This window comes from Paracoccus sp. BR5-17 (assembly GCF_055693925.1).
In genome coordinates this window covers 1,566,290-1,585,576 of sequence record NZ_JBVFUV010000003.1, presented here as the reverse complement: position 1 = coordinate 1,585,576, position 19,287 = coordinate 1,566,290, and the positions used below count along the sequence as shown (strand labels likewise).

The 19,287-nt window shown below is 68.3% G+C and carries 16 protein-coding genes and 2 pseudogenes; 13 read left to right on the top strand and 5 right to left on the bottom strand.

Translation table 11 applies throughout. From position 1 onward, the window contains the following. Positions 1 to 23 precede the first annotated feature (23 nt). Both ACZ1HC_RS09325 and ACZ1HC_RS09320 read right to left on the bottom strand, forming a co-directional pair. The gene (locus ACZ1HC_RS09325; RefSeq protein ID WP_472699734.1) at positions 24 to 1,079 is read right to left on the bottom strand and encodes an ABC transporter ATP-binding protein; all 1,056 of its coding nucleotides are present in this window, start codon (positions 1,077 to 1,079) and stop codon (positions 24 to 26) included. 7 nt (positions 1,080 to 1,086) lie between these two features. Next, positions 1,087 to 1,875: an IclR family transcriptional regulator gene (locus ACZ1HC_RS09320; protein WP_472700818.1), complete on the bottom strand. Its 789-nt coding sequence runs from the start codon at positions 1,873 to 1,875 to the stop codon at positions 1,087 to 1,089. Positions 1,876 to 1,983: 108 nt separating this feature from the next. Here ACZ1HC_RS09320 and ACZ1HC_RS09315 point away from each other — a divergent pair, with 108 nt between their 5' ends. The 8 genes and pseudogenes from ACZ1HC_RS09315 (at position 1,984) to ACZ1HC_RS09280 (ending at position 9,424) form a co-directional block, all read left to right on the top strand. Continuing rightward, entirely contained in the window at positions 1,984 to 3,219 is a 1,236-nt protein-coding gene (locus ACZ1HC_RS09315; RefSeq protein WP_472699733.1) for an ABC transporter substrate-binding protein, read from the top strand. Between the two features lie 70 nt (positions 3,220 to 3,289). Beyond that, entirely contained in the window at positions 3,290 to 4,207 is a 918-nt protein-coding gene (locus tag ACZ1HC_RS09310; RefSeq protein WP_472699732.1) for a carbohydrate ABC transporter permease, read from the top strand. A gap of 4 nt (positions 4,208 to 4,211) precedes the next feature. Beyond that, on the top strand, positions 4,212 to 5,057 hold the full coding sequence (locus ACZ1HC_RS09305; RefSeq protein WP_472699731.1) for a carbohydrate ABC transporter permease: 846 nt from the start codon (positions 4,212 to 4,214) through the stop codon (positions 5,055 to 5,057). Between the two features lie 105 nt (positions 5,058 to 5,162). Beyond that, entirely contained in the window at positions 5,163 to 7,097 is a 1,935-nt protein-coding gene (locus tag ACZ1HC_RS09300) for an alpha-galactosidase (protein ID WP_472699730.1), read from the top strand. 53 nt (positions 7,098 to 7,150) lie between these two features. Further along, positions 7,151 to 7,420: pseudogene (locus ACZ1HC_RS09295) on the top strand (2-dehydro-3-deoxygalactonokinase); the annotation flags it as partial. A 52-nt stretch (positions 7,421 to 7,472) separates the two neighbouring features. Next, positions 7,473 to 7,976 (top strand): 2-dehydro-3-deoxygalactonokinase, encoded by a 504-nt coding sequence (locus ACZ1HC_RS09290; RefSeq protein WP_472699729.1) that lies wholly within the window; start codon positions 7,473 to 7,475, stop codon positions 7,974 to 7,976. Positions 7,977 to 7,979: 3 nt separating this feature from the next. Beyond that, on the top strand, positions 7,980 to 8,582 hold the full coding sequence (locus ACZ1HC_RS09285; RefSeq protein ID WP_472699728.1) for a 2-dehydro-3-deoxy-6-phosphogalactonate aldolase: 603 nt from the start codon (positions 7,980 to 7,982) through the stop codon (positions 8,580 to 8,582). A gap of 73 nt (positions 8,583 to 8,655) precedes the next feature. Next, positions 8,656 to 9,424, top strand: a protein-coding gene (locus ACZ1HC_RS09280) for an IS5 family transposase (protein ID WP_472698529.1) whose coding sequence is annotated in 2 segments (ribosomal slippage) — positions 8,656 to 8,993 and positions 8,992 to 9,424 — 771 coding nt in all. Because the reading frame shifts where the segments join, the coding sequence is not laid out codon by codon here. A gap of 105 nt (positions 9,425 to 9,529) precedes the next feature. Here ACZ1HC_RS09280 and ACZ1HC_RS09275 read toward each other — a convergent pair. Next, a complete protein-coding gene (locus ACZ1HC_RS09275; RefSeq protein WP_472699727.1) occupies positions 9,530 to 10,276 on the bottom strand; it encodes a Bax inhibitor-1/YccA family protein in 747 nt (248 codons plus the stop codon). 115 nt (positions 10,277 to 10,391) lie between these two features. Continuing rightward, on the bottom strand, positions 10,392 to 11,384 hold the full coding sequence (locus ACZ1HC_RS09270) for an NADPH:quinone oxidoreductase family protein (protein WP_472699726.1): 993 nt from the start codon (positions 11,382 to 11,384) through the stop codon (positions 10,392 to 10,394). 150 nt (positions 11,385 to 11,534) lie between these two features. Here ACZ1HC_RS09270 and ACZ1HC_RS09265 point away from each other — a divergent pair, with 150 nt between their 5' ends. The 5 genes and pseudogenes from ACZ1HC_RS09265 (at position 11,535) to ACZ1HC_RS09245 (ending at position 18,808) form a co-directional block, all read left to right on the top strand. Further along, positions 11,535 to 11,894, top strand: a complete 360-nt coding sequence (locus ACZ1HC_RS09265; RefSeq protein ID WP_472699725.1) for a helix-turn-helix domain-containing protein — start codon at positions 11,535 to 11,537, stop codon at positions 11,892 to 11,894. Between the two features lie 151 nt (positions 11,895 to 12,045). After that, positions 12,046 to 12,801, top strand: a pseudogene (locus ACZ1HC_RS09260) (inositol monophosphatase family protein); the annotation flags it as partial. Positions 12,802 to 12,834: 33 nt separating this feature from the next. Continuing rightward, positions 12,835 to 14,226 (top strand): magnesium transporter, encoded by a 1,392-nt coding sequence (mgtE, locus tag ACZ1HC_RS09255; RefSeq protein ID WP_472700817.1) that lies wholly within the window; start codon positions 12,835 to 12,837, stop codon positions 14,224 to 14,226. A gap of 115 nt (positions 14,227 to 14,341) precedes the next feature. Continuing rightward, on the top strand, positions 14,342 to 14,767 hold the full coding sequence (locus tag ACZ1HC_RS09250) for a 5-formyltetrahydrofolate cyclo-ligase (RefSeq protein WP_472699724.1): 426 nt from the start codon (positions 14,342 to 14,344) through the stop codon (positions 14,765 to 14,767). Between the two features lie 453 nt (positions 14,768 to 15,220). Beyond that, positions 15,221 to 18,808 (top strand): vitamin B12-dependent ribonucleotide reductase, encoded by a 3,588-nt coding sequence (locus ACZ1HC_RS09245; protein ID WP_472699723.1) that lies wholly within the window; start codon positions 15,221 to 15,223, stop codon positions 18,806 to 18,808. 73 nt (positions 18,809 to 18,881) lie between these two features. Here ACZ1HC_RS09245 and ACZ1HC_RS09240 read toward each other — a convergent pair whose 3' ends face one another. Beyond that, entirely contained in the window at positions 18,882 to 19,250 is a 369-nt protein-coding gene (locus ACZ1HC_RS09240; protein ID WP_472699722.1) for a response regulator transcription factor, read from the bottom strand. Positions 19,251 to 19,287: the final 37 nt, after the last annotated feature.

Genomic DNA, 19,287 nt, shown 5'->3' with positions numbered 1-19,287 from the left:
TTCCGCCGGCGGCCAGACCGGGGTCATCGCAGGCGCTGGCCGGTTTCGGCGTCGAAGAAGAAGGCATGGCCGGGGTCGAAGGCCAGCCCGACGCTGCCGCCCCCGGCCGGGTCAAGGCGCCGCGCGGTCTGCACGACCAGCTTCTCGCCCGACGGCGCGCGCAGATGCGCAAAGGTCGTGCCGCCCAGGTTTTCGGCCAGCTCCACCTGGAACGGTCCCTCGCCCTCCAGCCGCAGGGCGTCGGGACGCAGGCCGATCTCGACCGCGCGGCCTTCGGTCAGGGCGGGGCTGTCGGCGGGAAGGGGCTGCGCGAAGGCCGGGGTCACGATCTGCCCGCCCCGGACGCGCCCGGCCAGGAAATTCATCGCCGGGCTGCCGATGAAGCCGGCGACGAAGCGGTTGTCGGGGTCGTCATACAGATCCATCGGCCGGCCGACCTGCTCGATCCGGCCCGCGCGCAGCACCACGATCTTGTCGGCCATGGTCATCGCCTCGACCTGGTCGTGGGTGACGTAGATCATCGTGGCGCCCAGTTCGCGGTGCAGGCGCGCGATCTCGGCCCGCATCTCGACGCGCAGTTCGGCGTCGAGGTTCGACAGCGGCTCGTCGAACAGGAACACCTTGGGGCCGCGCACGATGGCGCGCCCGATGGCCACCCGCTGACGCTGGCCGCCCGACAGGTTGGCGGGCTCGCGGTCCAGCAGCGGATCCAGCTTCAGGATGCGGGCGGCCTCGGCCACCTTGGCGGCGATCTCGGGTTTGGGATGGCCGTTCATCTTCAGCCCGAAGCCCATGTTCTGCGCGACCGTCATGTGCGGGTAGAGCGCGTAGGTCTGAAACACCATCGCCACCCCGCGGTCGGCGGGCTCGGCATGGGTGACGTCGCTGCCCTCGATGCGGATCTCTCCGGCGGTGGTCTCCTCGAGGCCGGCGATCATCCGCAGCAGGGTGGATTTCCCGCAGCCCGAGGGGCCGACGAAGACGCAGAACTCGCCCCGCTCAACCTGAAGATCGACGCCGTGAATGACCCGCACGGGGCCGAACTCCTTGGTGACGCGGCTCAGCTGGACGCCGGACATGGGAACCTCATGGCTTGTGTTCGGGGAACCGCCAGGCCTGGGCGGTGACGGCGATCTGCGCCGCGGCCTCGCGCACCGGATCCGCCAGCGCCAGAAGCTGATCGCGAGAGGTCGTGGCGGTCGTCGTGGTCACGGAAATCGCCCCCAGCACCCGGCCGGACCCCGACAGGATGGGGGCGGCGACGCAGGCGATGCCCAGTTCGTGCTCCTCGTCGTCGAGAGCGTAGCCGCGGCTGCGAATGCGGGCCAGTTCGGCGCGCAGCGCGGCGGGCGTGGTCAGCGTGTTGGGCGTGTGCGGGTGAAAGGACTGGCGCGCCAGCGCGGCGGCCAGCCGGTCCTCGGGCAGGTGGGCCAGCATCGCCTTGCCGACGCCGGTGCAATAGGCGGGGCCGACCTTGCCGGACTGGGCGAACATCTCGACCGGCTGTTTGGCGTTGCGCTTGTCCACATATAGCACCGCGCCGTTGTCAAGCTGCGCCAGATGGACGGTCTGGCCGGAAGCCTCGGCCAGGCGGTTCAGCACCTCCTGCGCCAGAGGCGCCAGGCTGGACTGCGCCCAGGCGGAATGGGCCAGCCGCACCAGGCGCATTCCCGGCGCATAGGTCTGGCGATCCTCGTCATAGGCCAGCATCTCCTGATGGGTCAGCGCCTGCAAGAAGCGATACAGCGTCGCCTTGGGCAGGCCCGACCGGGGCAGGATTTCGGCAAAGCGCACCGGGCGGCCGAAGGCGGCCACCAGATCCAGCACCGCCAGCGTCCGGCCCACGGTGCCATCGCTCGTCTCCCGTCCCTGCACGGTCACGTCATCGTTCCCCCTTGTTGTTGACAGGCTAAGCGATCTCGCAGCATAGTTTCAACATTCAAAACAAAGTTCCAACATTTGGAACTACATGGGAGGGAGACCATGGTCCGACTGAAACGCGGGATGGTGCTGGCGCTGCTGATGTCCGCCGCCACCCCCGCCTTGGCGCAGGATCGCGTTCTGGTGTTCAACAGCAACGCCTCGGATCCGACGCCCAAGGCCGCCTTCGAACAGCTGATCGCGGATTTCGAGGCCGAGAACCCCGAGATCGACGTGCAGGTGAACACCTTCGATCACGAGGGCTACAAGACCGCGATCCGCAACTTCCTGACGGCCGATCCGCCCGACATCGCCGTCTGGTTCGCCGGCAACCGGATGCGCCCCTTCGTCGAGGGCGGCCAGTTCATGGACGTGTCGGATGTCTGGGCGGAAAACGGCCTGACCGAAAGCCTGTCCTCGACCCTGTCGTCGATGACCATCGACGACAAGCAATGGGGTGTGCCCTTCACCTATTACCAGTGGGGCGTCTACATGAACAAGGACGTCTATGCCCAGGTCGGGGTCGAGCCCGCCGACACCTGGGAAGGCTTCCTTGCCAATTGCGAGAAGTTCAAGGCCGCCGGCATCGACTGCCTGACGACCGGATCGAAGGCGCTGTGGCCGGTGGCGGGAATCTTCGACTATCTGTCGCTGCGCACCAACGGCTATGACTGGCACATGCGCCTGACCAACGGCGAGATCCCCTGGACCGACGACAGCGTACGCGCGGTCTTTGCCGAATTCGCGAAGCTGCTGCCCTATGTCTCGGCCAACCACGCCGCGATCGACTGGCAGGACGCGGTGTCGAACCTGGTCCAGGGCAAGGCCGCCAATTACGTCATGGGCAACTTCGCGGTCGCCACCTTCAAGGACGGCGGCATGACGGACGAGAACCTGGGCTTCATGCCCTTCCCGACGATCAACCCCGAGATTCCCCGGGCCGAGGACGCGCCGACGGACACGCTGCACATCCCCTCGGGCGCCAGCAACCCCGAGGACGCGAAGCTGTTTCTGGCCTTCGCCGCCCGCCCGGACGTGCAGACCAAGCTGAACGCCACGCTGGGCCAGCTTCCCGTCAATGCCGAGGCCACCGTGGGCGACGATCCCTTCCTGCGCGCCGGGTTCGAGATGCTGTCCACGGCCGAAGGCGGCATCGCCCAGTTCTTCGACCGCGACGCCCCGCCCGAGATGGCCAAGGCCGGGATGGAGGGCTTCCAGGAGTTCATGGTCCGCCCCGACCGTCTGGACGCGATCCTCGAGCGGCTGGAACGGATGCGCCAGCGCGTCCAGCCCCAGTGACCCCGACGCGACCTTGCCGCGGGCGGCCCCCTGCCGCCCGCGCCACGTGACCCGAACAGGAAGCCGGCCCATGACCGCCCTGCCCGACACCCATCCGTCCCGCCCCGCGCGCCGGCGCAGCACGCGCCGCAGGCTGACGCCCTGGCTGTTTCTGGCCCCCGGTCTGCTGATGTTCTCGGTCTATGTGCTGATCCCGATCTTCCAGTCGATCTGGGTCTCGCTCCACGACTGGGACGGGCTGGGCGCGATGACCTGGATCGGGCTGGCCAACTATGACGAACTGTGGTGGGACGAGGCCTTCTATGTCAGCCTCAGGAACAACATCATCTGGCTGGCGCTGTATCTGCTGGCGGTGCCCGCGGGCCTGCTGATCGCGCTGTTCCTGAACCAGACCGTGCGCGGCATCCGCATCTACAAGTCGCTGTTCTTCTTTCCCTTCGTCATCAGCCAGGTGGTCGTGGGGCTGATCTTCTCGTGGTTCTACGCGCCGGGCTTCGGGCTGCTTTACGCGCTGATCGAATGGGCCACCGGCGAGGGCGTCGCGATCCTGGCCGACGAACGCTATGTCACCTATGGCATCATCGCGGCCGGGCTGTGGCCGCAGATCGCCTATTGCATGATCCTGTACCTGACCGGCCTGAACGCGGTCGCACCCGACCAGATCGAGGCCGCGCGGCTGGACGGCGCCCGGGGCTGGCGGATGCTGTGGCACGTGGTGCTGCCGCAGCTGCGCCCGGCGACCTTCATCGCCGTGGTGGTGACCGTCATCGGGGCGCTGCGCAGCTTCGACCTGGTCAGCATCATGACCGCGGGCGGGCCGTTCGGGTCCAGCCGCGTGCTGTCCTACTACATGTACGAACAGGCGCTGTCGGAATACGGCTATCGCATGGGCTACGGCGCCGCGATCGCCGTGGTGCTGTTCGCGATCATGATGATCTTCATCTCGGGCTTCATCTGGAAGATGTGGCGCGACGAGAAAGGGGTCTGAGCCCGTGTTTCCCCGTCCCATCCAGACCCTGTCCCCGGCTGCGCAGCGCGCCTACCGCATCGCGCTGCCGATCATGCTGGTCCTGTGGCTGCTGCCGCTGCTGGGGGTGGCCATGACCTCGGTCCGTCCTTCCGGGGATCTGGCCGCGGGCAACTACTTCGGCATCCCCTCGCGCCTAGCCTGGGAAAACTATGCCGACGTGTTCCGCAATTCGCCCCTGGCGCAATACCTGTGGAACAGCTTCCGCATCACCATCCCGGTGATGATCGGCGCGGTGGCGCTGTCCTGCCTGACCGGCTTCGCCTTGGCGGTCTACAGGTTCCGCCTGTCGCTGGTGGTGTTCTTCATGTTCGTGGCGGGCAACTTCGTGCCCTTCCAGATCCTGATGGTGCCGGTGCGCGACCTGACGGTGGACATGGGGCTGTACAACACCATCACCGGACTGGCGCTGTTCCACATCGCCTTCCAGACCGGGTTCTGCACGCTGTTCATGCGCAACTTCATCAAGGCCCTGCCGCGCGAGCTGATCGAGGCCGCCCGCGTCGAGGGCGTCAGCGAATGGCAGATCTTCTGGCATATCGTGCTGCCCCTGGTGCGCCCCGCCATCGCCGCCCTGTCGGTCCTAGTCTTCACCTTCATCTGGAACGATTACTTCTGGGCGATGGTGCTGACCACCGGGGCCGACACCCAGCCAGCCACCGCGGGGCTGAACAGCCTCAACGGCCAGTGGGTCGCGGCATGGCACCTGGTCAGCGCGGGGTCGATCCCGGCGGCGCTGCCGCCGGTGCTGATGTTCTTCCTGATGCAGCGGCACTTCATCGCCGGCCTGACGCTGGGCGCGGTGAAATGAGGCTCTGGCGCATCGACACCCCGGCGCAGACGATGGTGCTGGGCAGCGACGGCGGCATGGCCTGCTGCCATTACTGGGGCGCGCTGCTGCCCGAAGGGACCGACCTTGCGGCGCTGGTGGCGGCGGGCGCGGGCGGCGTCTGGGGGGATGCTGGACAGCCTGCCGCCCCTGTCGCTGATCCCCGAGGCGCGGCGCAGCTTTCCGGGCCAGCCCGGGCTGATCGCCTTCCGGAACGGCCTGCCCCTGGAACCCGACTGGCGCCTCGCAGACGCGACGGACCGGGACGGCGCGCTGATCCTGCGCCACGCCGCGGCGGGGCTTCGGCTGGACATCCGGGTTCGCGCCCTGGATCACGGGCTGATCGGCCTGCGGGCGCGGCTGTCGTCGGACGCGCCCCTGACGCTGCACCATCTGGCACTCGCCCTGCCGGTGCCCGCGCATCTGTCGGACCTGACCGAACTGGCCGGCCGCTGGACGCGCGAGTTCCAGCCCGTGACCACCAGGCTGGACCAGGGCGCGCGGCTGCGCGACGCCCGCACCGGGCGATCCGGGCACGAACACCCGCCGCATCTGTGGCTGACCGCCCCCGGCACCACGAACACCACGGGCGAGGCCGCGGCGCTGCATTACGGCTGGTCCGGCGGGCACCGGATGCTGGTCGAGGCCCTGCCCGAGGGGCGGCGCCAGATCCAACTGGGCCATGCCTCGGGGTCGGAACGCGCGCCCGGCACGCTGTTCGAGACAGCCGAAATCTGGCTTGGCCGCGGCGATGGCGGGCTGAACAGCGTGGCGATCCCCTTCCAGCGGGCGATCCGCGACGCCCTGCCCCCGGCACGCCAGCCGCGCCCGGTCCACTACAACGGCTGGGAGGCGATCTACTTCCGGCACGATCCCGCCGAACTGGCCCAGATCGCCGAACGCGCCGCGGCGCTGGGCGCGGAACGCTTCGTGCTGGACGACGGCTGGTTCGGACGGCGCGACGACGACACCTCGTCGCTGGGCGACTGGATCATCGACCCGCGCAAGCATCCGCAGGGTTTCTGGCCGCTGATCGACAAGGTCCGGTCGCTGAACATGCGCTTCGGCCTGTGGTTCGAGCCCGAGATGGTCAACGAGAACAGCGACCTCTATCGCGCCCACCCCGATTGGGTGCTGGGGCCGGCCGACCAGATCCGGGGCCGCAACCAGCTGCACCTGGATCTGGCGCGGCAGGACGTGCGCGATTACCTGTTCGACCGCATCGACGCCATCCTGGGCGGCTGGGACATCGACTATGTGAAATGGGACCACAACCGCCTGCCGCCCTTTCCCGATGCGGCCCAGACCCGGGGGGTCTATGACCTGCTGGACCGGCTGCGGGCGGCCCATCCGGCGGTCGAGTTCGAAAGCTGCGCCTCGGGCGGGGGGCGCATCGACGCGGGCATCCTGACGCGCTGCGCCCGCGTCTGGCTGTCCGACAGCAACGACGCCCTGGAACGGCTGCGTATCCAGCATCACGCCGCCATGCTGCTGCCGGCCTGCGCCACGGGCAGCCATGTGGGGCCGCGCGAATGCCACACCTCGGGGCGGGTTCTGCCGATGGCCCTGCGCGCCTGGACCGCCGCCCAGCGCCACATGGGGTTCGAGATGGATCCGCGCGAACTGACCCCCAAGGAGGCAGCGACCCTGGCTCGCGTCACCGGCTGGTGGAAGGCCAACCGCGACTGGATGATGGCGGGCGACATCTGGCGGCTGGACCGCCCGGCGGGCAGCCCGGCCGAGATGCAGCTTGCCGCCGACGGCAGCCGGCTGGTGGTCTTTGCCGCCCAGATCGACGCGCCGGTGGCGGTGCAGCCGCCGCCCCTGCGGCTGACCGGGCTGGATCCCGCTGCGGCCTATCGGCTGACGATGCTGGACCATCCGGCCGGTCTTGCCCGCGGCGCCACCGCCTTGTCGCGCGGGCCCCTCACCCTGCCCGGCGCCGCGCTGATGTCGCAGGGGCTTGCCCTGCCGCCCGCCTTCCCGCAAACCGTGGCGGTGATCGAAGGGACGCGCTTGTGACGATAGACTGGATCGCCGCCGACTGGGGCACCACCAACCTGCGGCTCTGGGCGATGGCGGGAAGCACCCCGGTCGAGGCCCGCCACAACGGCCGGGGCATGGCCAGCCTGACGCCGGACCGCTTTGCCCCGGTGCTGGCCGAAGCCACCGCAGGCTGGCCCGCCGTGCCGGTCATCGCCTGCGGCATGGTCGGTTCGCGCCAGGGCTGGGCCGAGGCGCCCTATGCCCCGGTTCCCTGCCCCGCCGCGCCGCGCCTGGTCGCGGTGCCGGGCGATCCGGGCGGGCGGCCCGTGCGCATCGTCTGCGGGGTCCGCCAGGACAGCCCGCCCGACGTCATGCGCGGCGAGGAAACCCAGATCGCCGGCCTGCTGGCGCTTGACCCCGGTTCTCGACGGCATCGCCTGCCTGCCCGGCACGCATACCAAATGGGTCCGCGTCTCGGCCGGCGAAATCTGCAACTTCAAGAGCTTCATGACCGGCGAACTGTTCGGCCTGCTGGCCGGGCAGTCGGTCCTGCGCCATTCGGTGGGCAAGGGCGACAGCGACCCGGACCTGTTCCGCGAAGCCGTCTCCGATGCCCTGAGCCGCCCCGAACGCGGCTATGCGGGGCTGTTCCAGCTGCGCGCCGAATCGCTGCTGTCGGGGCTGGATCCCGCCGCCGCGCGGGCGCGGCTGTCGGGCACGCTGATCGGCTGGGAACTGGCCGCCGCCCGCCCCTGGTGGCTGGGATCGCAGGTGACGCTGATCGGCGCCGATGCGCTGGTCGGGCTTTATGCCGATGCGCTGGACGCCCAGGGCGTGCCCGCCGCGCGCCTCTCGGCCGAGGACGCCACTTTGGCGGGCCTGCGCGCCGCCCATCTTCGTTTCCTGGAAGGATAAGCCATGTCCCGCCCCCTGATCGCCATCCTGCGCGGCCTGACGCCGCAGGACGCACCCGCCATCGCCCAGGCGCTGATCCAGGCCGGCATCACCCGGCTGGAGGTGCCGCTGAACTCGCCCGATCCGCTGGACAGCATCGCCACCCTGTCGCGCGACTTCGGCGGCGCGGCGCAGATCGGCGCGGGGACGGTGCTGACTGCCGGTCAGGTCGCGCAGGTGGCCCGGGCCGGGGCGCGGATGGTGCTGTCGCCCAATTGCGACGCCGAGGTGATCCGCGCCACGGTCGCGGCCGGCATGGCCAGTTATCCCGGCGTGATGACGCCGACCGAGGCCTTCACCGCGCTGGCCGCAGGCGCGACGGGGCTGAAGCTGTTTCCGGGCGAACTGATCGGTCCTGCGGGCCTGCGGGCGATGCGCGCGGTGCTGCCTGCGGGCACGGACTGCTGGGCCGTCGGCGGCGTCTCGGCCGACAACATGGCCGCCTGGCGCAAGGCCGGGGCGGCTGGCTTCGGCATCGGCTCCAGCCTCTATGCACCGGGCGACGGCGCCGGGACCGTGGCCGCCAAGGCCGCGGCCATCGTCGCCGCCTGGGACGCCGGCGCCTAGGGTCAGGACCCATTAATCGGCTTGCGGTCGCCTTGGCTGCGTGATTCACGCTCCCGAACTGATGGGGGCAATGATGAGCAATCTTTTCTGGCTGACCGACGAGCAGATGGAGCGTTTGAAGCCGTTCTTTCCGAGGAGTCATGGCAAGCCGCGGGTTGATGATCGTCGGGTCTTGAGCGGCATAATCTTCATCAATCGTAATGGGTTGAGATGGTGCGATGCGCCGCGTGAATATGGACCTCCGAAGACGCTCTACAACCGATGGAAGCGGTGGGGCGACATGGGAGTCTTCGCCAGGATGATGGAAGGACTGGCCTCCGAGGGTGCCGAGCAGAAGACCATCATGATCGATGCGACCTACCTGAAAGCGCACCGCACGGCTTCGAGCCTGCGGGCGAAAAAGGGGGCCCGACGACCAGCGCGGACGTTTGATTGGCAGAACGAAGGGCGGGCTCAATACCAAGCTACATGCCGTTACCGACGCCAAGGGACGGCCCCTGAAGTTCTTCATGACCGCGGGCCAAGTGAGTGACTACACCGGAGCCGCCGCCCTGCTGGGCAGCTTGCCCGCTGCCGAGTGGATGATCGCGGATCGCGGTTACGACGCCGACTGGTTCCGGGAAGCGTTGAAAGACAAGGGGATACGCCCTTGCATCCCGGGGCGGAAGTCGCGCGGCAAGGCGGTCCGCTACGACAAGCGGCGCTATCGCCGCCGCAACCGCATCGAGATCATGTTCGGTCGCCTGAAAGACTGGCGCAGGGTCGCAACCCGCTATGACAGATGCGCCAAGACCTTCCTGTCCGCTGTCGCACTCGCGGCAACCATCATGTTCTGGCTTTGAAGATCAATGAGTCTGGACCCTAGGACCGCGCGAATCGCAGGTGAAAAAACCCGCCAGGGGCGACCTGGCGGGTTTTTCCGTGGTGCTGAAGGCGGAACGGGGTGCTTATTCCCGGTTGCCCATGAACTGCAGCAGGAACATGAACAGGTTCAGGAAGTCCAGATACAGCTGCAGCGCACCCATGATGGCGGACTTGCCCAGGAAGTCGCGGTCGGACCCCGCCAGTTGCAGGTAGGTGTTCTTGATGTTCTGGGTGTCATAGGCGGTCAGGCCCGCGAAGATCAGCACGCCCAGGACCGAGATCGCAAACTGCATCCCCGACGACTGCAGGAAGATGTTCACGATCGAGGCCACGATCAGGCCGATCACCCCCATGATAAGGAAGCTGCCCCAGCCCGAGATGTCCTTCTTCGTGGTATAGCCCCACAGCGAAAGGCCCGCGAAGGCGATGGCCGTCACCAGGAAGGTCTGCACGATCGAGGTCCCGGTGAAGACCAGGAAGATCGAGCTGATCGAGACGCCCATCAGCGCCGCGAACCCGTAGAACAGCATCGTCGCCGCCTGCACGGACAAGCGGTTGAGCGCGGCCCCGAAGGCGAACACCACCAGCAGCGGGGCGAACATGACGACCCATTTCAGGGGCGAGGCGTAGAGCGCCGTTCCCAGCTGGGTCAGCTGCCCGGACGCGTCGACGGCGGCAGTGCTGATGCCATAGGCCGCGACGGCGGTTACACCCATGCCGACCGCCATCAGCCCATAAACCTTGTTCATGTAGGCCCGCAGCCCTTCGTCGATCAGCCCCTGGCGGGCGCCGACGCTCTGCGTGGTGCGGTAAGTGTTGTAATCTGCCATCAACCTCTCCCATGAGACTTACCGGCAAGTGGCCGGATTATCGCACCATATTGGCATGACACGGCCCGGATTCAATGCCGATAAGGGCCGCGACCGGCCCACTTTTACGCAGATGTTACAAGGTCAGGACGATCTTGCCCACGGACCTGCGGCTGCGCAGCAACTCGAAGGCGCGGGCGACCTGCCCGATGGGCATCTCCTCGCCCAGGACGGGGGACAGCCGGCCCTCCTCGAACATCCTCATGAGCGCTGCGGTGCTGGCCGCCAGGGCCCCGGGGTCCAGCTTCGCATAGCCGCCCCAATAGACGCCGTGGATAGCGATGTTCTTGACCAGGGCGTGGTTCAGCGGAAGCACCGGCGGCTTTCCGCCCGCGAAGCCGATCGCCAGGAACCTGCCGCCGGGCCGCAGGGCGCCGAAGGCCGCCTCGCCCGCGCTGTCGCCCACGGCGTCATAGACCACATCCACGCCGCCCAGGTCGCGCAGCGCGGCCTTCAGGTCGGGACAGTCCGCGCTGTCGATGACGTCGCCCGCGCCGGCCGCCCGCACCACCTCCAGCCGGTCCCGGCCGCGCGCGACGCCGATCACCCGGGCGCCGATGGCGGCCCCGATCTCGACCGCGGTCAGACCCACGCCGCCCGCGGCCCCCAGCACCGCCAGCGTCTCGCCCGGGCGCAGGCCGGCGCGGTAGGTCAGCGCCAGATGGCTGGTCCCGTAGGCGATCTGGAAGCCCGCGGCCTGCGCGAAGGACATCGCCGCGGGGATGGGGGTGCAGGCGGAGGGCGGGACGGCGACGACCTCGGCCAGGGTTCCGGGGGCCAGCACCGCGACCCGGTCGCCGGGCCGAAGGCCGCTGTCCGCGGGCGCGGAGAGAACCTCGCCCGCGCCCTCGAGGCCCGGGGCGAAGGGCGGATCCTGGCGTTCCTGATACTGCCCCTTCGCCTTCAGCAGGTCGGCAAAGTTCAGCGCCGCCGCGCGCATCCGCACCAGGACCCGGTCCGGGCCGGCCTGCGGCGCGGGCCGCTGCCGAAGGACCGGCTCGCCCCCCAGTTGTTCGATCATCGCGGTTCGGATCAGCCCCGATCCACCGGACGGAAAAGTTTTCGCCAATGCACTCATTCCTTTACCAGAAGGCCGCCGGCGCCCGGCAGAAACCTGTCTTTTTGGTCAGAACCGACGCCGTTAACCAGGTTGACACTCGAAAATTGAGAAATGTTAAGATACTGCTTCCTTAGATTGCACGAAGTTAGGGTGGTAACGATGAAGCACGGTGTTGATGTTCACGTTGGCAAGCGTATCCGCCATCGTCGCTGGATGATCGGCATGACGCAGCAGCAGCTGGCTGACAAGGTCGGTATCAAGTTCCAGCAGATCCAGAAATACGAAACCGGCATGAACCGCGTCTCGGCGTCCCGCCTGTGGGACATCGCGCGGGCCGTGGATGTCCCCGTCAGCTTCTTCTTCGAGGGACTGCACGAGGGCGACGCCCCCGAAGCGGTCGCCGGCGACATCCTGGCCGACAAGGAGGCGCTGCAACTGGTGCGCGCCTATTACACGATGCCGGTCGCGCAGCGCCGCCAGATCTTCGAACTGGCCCGCGTCCTGTCGGACGCCGCCTGACGACCGCGGCGGCGCGGGCCCCCTGCGCCGTCGCCACCCCTTGCGGGCGGCGCCCGCCGCGGCCTTGCCGCCCGATCCGCTTCGGCGGCACTGGCAGGACGGTGCCGTTCGGGTTAGTCCTGCCGGTGGCGGAACGGATCAGGGGGCAGCCATGCGGGACGCGCAGGACATCATCGACACGGCGCACCGGATGGCCGACGCGGCGCGCGCGGCCATTCTTCCCCTGTTCCGCACAGACCTGGGCGCCGACAACAAGTGGCAGACCGGTTTCGACCCCGTAACCGAAGCCGACCGCGCCGCCGAACGCGCCATGCGCGAGGTTCTGGCCCGCCGCCGCCCCGACGACGCCATCCTGGGCGAGGAATACGGCGCCACCCCCGGCACCAGCGGCCTGACCTGGATCCTCGACCCCATCGACGGCACCCGCGCCTTCCTGTGCGGCGCGCCCACCTGGGGCGTGCTGATCGGCCTGTCGGACGGCAGTGACATCATCTATGGCCTGATCGACCAGCCCCATCTGCGCGAGCGGTTCGAGGGCGGGCTGGGCCAGGCGCGGCTTGTGACCGATGCCGGCACCCGCACGCTGGCCGCGCGGCAGACCGCCGATCTGGCTGGGGCGACGCTGCTGACCACCTTTCCCGAAGTGGGAACCCCCGACGAGGCCGCGGCCTTTCGCCGGGTCGCGGGGCAGGTGCGGCTGACGCGCTATGGGCTGGACTGCTACGGCTATGCGCTGCTGGCCCTGGGACAGGTGGATCTGGTGATCGAGGCCGGGCTGCAGCCCTACGACATCGCCGGCCCCCTGGCCGTGGTGCGGGCGGCGGGCGGCATCGTCACCGACTGGCGGGGCGGCCCGGCCCAGGGCGGCGGGCAGGTGATCGCGGCGGCCACGCCCGCCCTGCACAGCGCGGCCCTGGCGCTGCTGAACGGCGGGGGCGGCATGAACGACCAGACCCCCCTTCCGGACGGCCAGCCCGACGACCACGACGAGTTCCTGCCCCGCCGCGAGCTTCTGGACCGGATCGACGCCGCCATCGCCTCGGGCGATGCTGCGCTTCTGAACAGCCTGCTGGAGCCGATGCACGGCGCCGACATCGCCGACATCATCGAGCGCCTGACCCCGGCCGAGCGCCGCGCCTTCCTGGCGCTGTATTCCGGCGAGATCGACGGCGAGATCCTGTCCGAGATCGACGATTCGATCCGCGACGAGGTGATCGAGCAGCTTCCCCCGGAGGTCGTGGCCGAAGCCGTCCGCGAGATGGACAGCGACGACGTCGTGGACCTGATCGAGGACATGGCCGAGCCCGAGCGGGCCGAGATCCTGGCCGCGCTCGACGCCACCGACCGCGCCGCCGTCCAGCAGTCGCTGGCCTATCCCGAACATTCTGCCGGCCGCCTGATGCAGTCCGAGGTGGTGACCGCGCCCGAACACTGGACCGTGGGCGAGGCGGTGGCCTTTCTGCAATCCGAGGACTGGCTGCCCGAGCAGTTCTACCACATCGTCCTGGTCGATCCGCGCCGCCATCCGACCGGCTATGTCACGCTGGGGCGGCTGCTGGCCTCGGACCATTCCACGGCGCTGCGCGACATCACCGAGGACAGCTTCCGCACCATCAGCGCCTTCGCAGACGAAGGCGACGTGGCCTATGTGTTCAACCAGTATCACCTGATCTCGGCCCCGGTGGTGGACCGCGACGACCGGCTGGTGGGCATCATCACCATCGACGACGCCATGTCGGTGCTGGACGAGGAACACGAGGAGGACATCCTGCGGCTGGCCGGCGTGGGCGAGGAATCCAGCCTGAACGACAGCGTGATGCAGACGGCCCGGCAGCGGGTGCCGTGGCTGGCCACCAACATCCTGACGGCGGTGGCGGCGGCCTCGGTGATCGGGCTGTTCGAAAGTTCGATCGCGCAGCTGGTGGCGCTTGCCGTGCTGATGCCGATCGTCGCCTCGATGGGCGGCAATGCGGGGACGCAGACGCTGACCGTGGCAGTGCGCGGGCTCGCCACCAAGGGCCTGACCAAGGACAATTCGCTGCGGGTGATCCGGCGCGAGGTTCTGGTCGGCATCCTGAACGGCGCCATCTTCGGCGTCGTCATCGGCTCGGTCACCTATCTGTGGTTCGGCAATTTCGGCCTGGGGGCGGTGATCGGGCTGGCGATGATCATCAACCTGACCATCGCGGCGCTTGCCGGCATCCTGGTGCCGCTGACGCTGGAGAAGATGGGCGCCGACCCGGCGCTTGCCTCGCCCACCTTCGTGACGACCGTCACCGACGTGGTGGGCTTCTTCGCCTTCCTGGGGCTGGCCACGGTGATCCTGCTATGACCGCTGCCGACAAGGCCGCGATGCGCGCCCGGGCGCTTGCCGCCCGCGCCAAGGGGGCGACCAGGGGGCGCTGACCCGCAACCTGACCGCCGCCCTGGCGCCGCATCGCGGGAAGGTGCTGTCGGGCTACTGGCCGATGCGCGGCGAAGCCGATCCCCGGCCCGCCATGAGCGTGCATGACGGCCCGCTGTGCCTGCCGGTGGTGCCCGGCAAGGCCGTGCCGCTGCTGTTTCGGCTCTGGCAGGGGGAGACCTTGGTGCCCGGTGCCTTCGGCACCTCGCATCCTGCCGATTCGCAGCCGCTCGTGACGCCGCAGGTGCTGATCGTGCCGCTGGCGGGCTTCGACCGGCGGGGCAACCGCATCGGCTATGGCGGCGGGTATTACGACCGGACCCTGCAATTGCTGCGCGAAACGGGCCCGGCGACCGCCATCGGACTGGCTTTTGCCGTGCAGGAACTGCCCGACATCCCGGCCGAGCCCTTCGATCAGCCGCTGGATCTGATCGTCACCGATGCGGGGATCATCCGCCCCCTGCCCTGATCCTGGGGCCGTTGTGACAAGTTTGCATCGGTTGTGCAAAACCCCGGGATCATCCCGGGACAAGTCTGTGGACAACCGCGGGACCGGCCCTGCCAAACCCCCGCCCCGGCTGCGGATTCCGGCCTCGGCGCCATGTTGAAGGGTCTTCCGGACTGGCTGCTGTGCGTAAAGCGCCGCGCCCCGGCGCCGGCCCCGAGTCAATCCGATTCGACCATTTATCCACAGATAAAAGTCGTTGCATCGGGGGTGGGAGAGGATCAATCTTGTGGCCTGCGGCGTTGGTCATACCAGATGTGGTGGAAGGTGAGCCATAATCACCCAGACCCCGTCGCTTCGTGACGTGAACCTGTCGGGCGGTCCTGCCGCCCGGTCCGAGGCTGCGGCCCCGGGGGCGGCTGCTTGCCGCGTGGCGCAGGTCGCGGACCAGGGACGACGACATGAAAGGCTATGGGCATGAAGATCGAACGGCGTTTCACCACCCCCCAAGGCGGCGCCTATGGCGCCATCGGCTTCACCACCACCATCAGCGAGATCCGCAACCCCGACGGCAAGATCGTCTTCCGCAACGACCGGGTCGAGATCCCCGAGGGCTGGAGCCAGGTCGCCAGCGACGTGATCGCCCAGAAATACTTCCGCCGGGCCGGCGTCCCCGCGGCGCTGAAGCGCGTCAAGGAAAAGGGCGTCCCCGAGTTCCTGTGGCGCAGCGTCGCGGATGAGGAAGCCCTGGCGCAGATGCCCGCCGAGCAGCGCTATGGCGGCGAGACGAGCGCCCGGCAGGTCTTCGACCGGCTGGCCGGTGCCTGGGCCTACTGGGGCTGGAAAGGCGGGTATTTTTCCAAAGAAGAAGACGCCCGCGCCTATCACGACGAGATGCGCTTCATGCTGGCCCGGCAGATGGCCGCGCCGAACAGCCCGCAATGGTTCAACACCGGGCTGCACTGGGCCTATGGCATCGACGGCCCGTCGCAGGGGCATTACTACGTCGACCACAAGACCGGAAAGCTGGTCAAGTCCGACAGCGCCTACGAACATCCCCAGCCGCACGCCTGCTTCATCCAGTCGGTCAGCGACGATCTGGTGAACGAGGGCGGCATCATGGACCTGTGGGTTCGCGAGGCGCGGCTGTTCAAGTACGGCTCTGGCACCGGCACCAACTTCTCGTCCCTGCGGGGCGAGGGCGAGCCGCTGTCGGGCGGCGGCCGGTCCAGCGGGCTGATGGGCTTCCTGAAGATCGGCGACCGGGCGGCGGGCGCCATCAAGTCGGGCGGCACCACGCGCCGCGCGGCCAAGATGGTGATCTGCGACATGGATCACCCCGACATCGAGGCCTTCATCAACTGGAAGGTCATCGAGGAGCAGAAGGTGGCATCGCTTGTCGCCGGCTCGAAGGCGCACGAGGCGCGGCTGAACGACATCTTCGCGGCAATCCGCGCGGGCGACGGCGAAACCGATCCGGCGAAGAACGACGGCCTGAAAGCGGCCATCCGCGCCGCCAAGCGCGCGATGATCCCGGAAACCTACATCAACCGCGTGCTGCAATACGCCCGCCAGGGCTTCGACAGCATCGAGTTTCCGACCTATGACACCGACTGGGACTCCGAGGCCTATGTCAGCGTCTCGGGGCAGAACTCGAACAACTCGGTCCGGGTGACGGACGCCTTCCTGCAGGCGGTGCGCGACGACGCGCCGTGGGAATTGCTGCGGCGCACCGACGGCAGGGTTTCGAAGACCGTCAGCGCGCGCCAGTTGTGGGACCAGATCGGTCATGCCGCCTGGGCCTGCGCCGACCCCGGCATCCAGTTCCACGACACCGTCAACGCCTGGCACACCTGCCCCGAGGACGGGCCGATCCGCGGGTCCAACCCGTGCAGCGAATACATGTTCCTCGATGACACGGCCTGCAACCTGGCATCCATGAACCTGCTGACCTTCTTCGCGGACGGCCGGTTCGACGCGGATGCCTATGTCCATGCCACGCGGCTGTGGACCCTGACGCTGGAAATCAGCGTGCTGATGGCGCAGTTCCCGTCGAAGGAGATCGCGCAGCGCAGCTATGACTTCCGCACGCTGGGGCTGGGATACGCCAACATCGGCGGGCTCTTGATGAACATGGGCCTGGGCTACGACAGCGACCGGGGCCGGGCGCTGTGCGGGGCCTTGACCGCGATCATGACCGGCGTGGCCTATGCGACAAGCGCCGAGATGGCCGCCGAACTGGGCGCCTTCCCCGGCTATGCGAAGAACGCCCGCCACATGCTGCGGGTGATCCGCAACCACCGCGCCGCGGCCCACGGCACCGGCGCCTATCTGGGCGTCAATGTCGCCCCCGTGGAACTGGACGCCGAGAACTGCCCCGACCCGCGGCTGGTGGCCATCGCCCGCCAGGCTTGGGACGAGGCGCTGACCGGGGGCGAGGATCACGGCTTCCGCAACGCCCAGGTCACGGTGATCGCGCCCACCGGCACCATCGGCCTGGTCATGGACTGCGACACCACCGGGATCGAGCCCGACTTCGCCTTGATCAAGTTCAAGAAGCTGGCCGGCGGCGGCTACTTCAAGATCATCAACCAGTCGGTTCCGGCCGCCCTGGCGATCCTGGGCTATGCCCGCGCCCAGATCGAGGAGATCGTGGCTTACGCCGTGGGTCACGCCACCTTGGGCAACTGCCCGGGCATCAACCACACCGCACTTGCGGGCCACGGCTTCGGCCTGGCCGAGATCGAGAAGATCGAGGCGGCGCTTGCCACCGCCTTCGACATCCGCTTCGTCTTCAACCAGTGGACGCTGGGCGAGGATTTCTGCAAGGGCACGCTGGGCATTCCCGCCGACAAGCTGGCCGATCCCGGCTTCGACCTGCTGCGCCACCTGGGCTTTACCCGCGCCCAGATCGACGCCGCCAACGACCATGTCTGCGGCACCATGACGCTGGAGGGCGCGCCGCACCTGAAGCCCGAACACCTGCCGGTCTTCGACTGCGCCAATGCCTGCGGCAAGCGCGGGACGCGGTATCTGTCGGTGGAAAGCCACATCCGCATGATGGCCGCGGCGCAGTCCTTCATCTCGGGCGCGATCAGCAAGACGATCAACATGCCCAACAGCGCCACTATCGCCGACGCGCTTGCGGCCTATGAGCTGTCCTGGTCGCTGGGCATCAAGGCCAACGCGCTCTATCGCGACGGATCGAAGCTGTCCCAGCCGCTGGCCTCGGCCCTGGTCGAGGACGACGAGGAGGCCGAGGAGATCCTCGCCACGGGCAGCGCGCAGGAAAAGGCCGGCGTCATCGCCGAGAAGATCGTCGAGCGGATCATCGTCAAGGAGGCCGTGCGCAGCCACCGCGAGAAGCTGCCGCAGCGCCGCAAGGGATACACCCAGAAGGCCATCGTCGGCGGCCACAAGGTCTATCTGCGCACCGGCGAATACGACGACGGCAGCCTGGGCGAGATCTTCATCGACATGCACAAGGAAGGCGCGGGCTTCCGGGCGATGATGAACAACTTCGCCATCGCCGTGTCCGTCGGCCTGCAATACGGCGTGCCGCTGGAAGAATTCGTGGACGCCTTCACCTTCACCCGGTTCGAACCGGCGGGCATGGTGCAGGGCAACGACAGCATCAAGAACGCCACCTCGATCCTGGACTACGTGTTCCGCGAACTGGCGATTTCCTATCTGGACCGCACCGATCTGGCGCATGTCAAACCCGAGGGCGCGCGCTTCGACGACCTGGGCGGCGGCGAGCGCGAGGGGACGAACCTGGCCCCCGTCAGCGAGCAGTCGGAACTGAAGTCCCTGACCATGCTGAAGCAGATCAGCAGCGCGGGCTATCTGCGCAAGCGCCTGCCGCAGGATCTGATGGTGCTGCAGGCGACAAGTTCGGCCACGGCGATCCTGGCGACCGAGCCGGCCGCCCTGGACGCCCGTACCCAGGCGCGGCTGCAGGGCTATGAGGGCGATCCCTGCGGCGAATGCGGCAACTACACGCTGGTGCGCAACGGCACCTGCATGAAGTGCAACACCTGCGGCGGCACCAGCGGCTGCAGCTGAGCATCGCATCGGCCGGCGCAAGGGCCGGGACCGCAGGATGGCGGCCCGCGGAACCCCGCGGGCCGCTGATGCTTCATGGCGTGTCGAGAAGGCGGATCACCTCGGCCCGCAGTTCCGCGAGGTTGAAGGGCTTGGCGATGAAGCCGTCGGCGCCCAGGGCCATGCCCTTGCGGTGTTCGACGACCGAGCCGCGCGCGGTCATCAGCAGCACCCGGACCCCGGCCAGATCCGGCGATGCGCGCATGTCGTGCAGCACCTGATAGCCCGAGACATCGGGCAGCATCACGTCCAGCAGCACCAGGTCGGGCCGGGTCTGGCGGATGCAGGACAGCGCGCCCTGCCCCGTCGCCAGCCGCCTGTGGGTGTATCCCTCTCGGGTCAGCAGGAAATCGAGCGCGCAGGCGATGTTGTCCTCGTCCTCGATGATCAGGATGTTGGCCATGTCACCCCTCTCCTGCGCGGACTGCGGCACGGGCCGC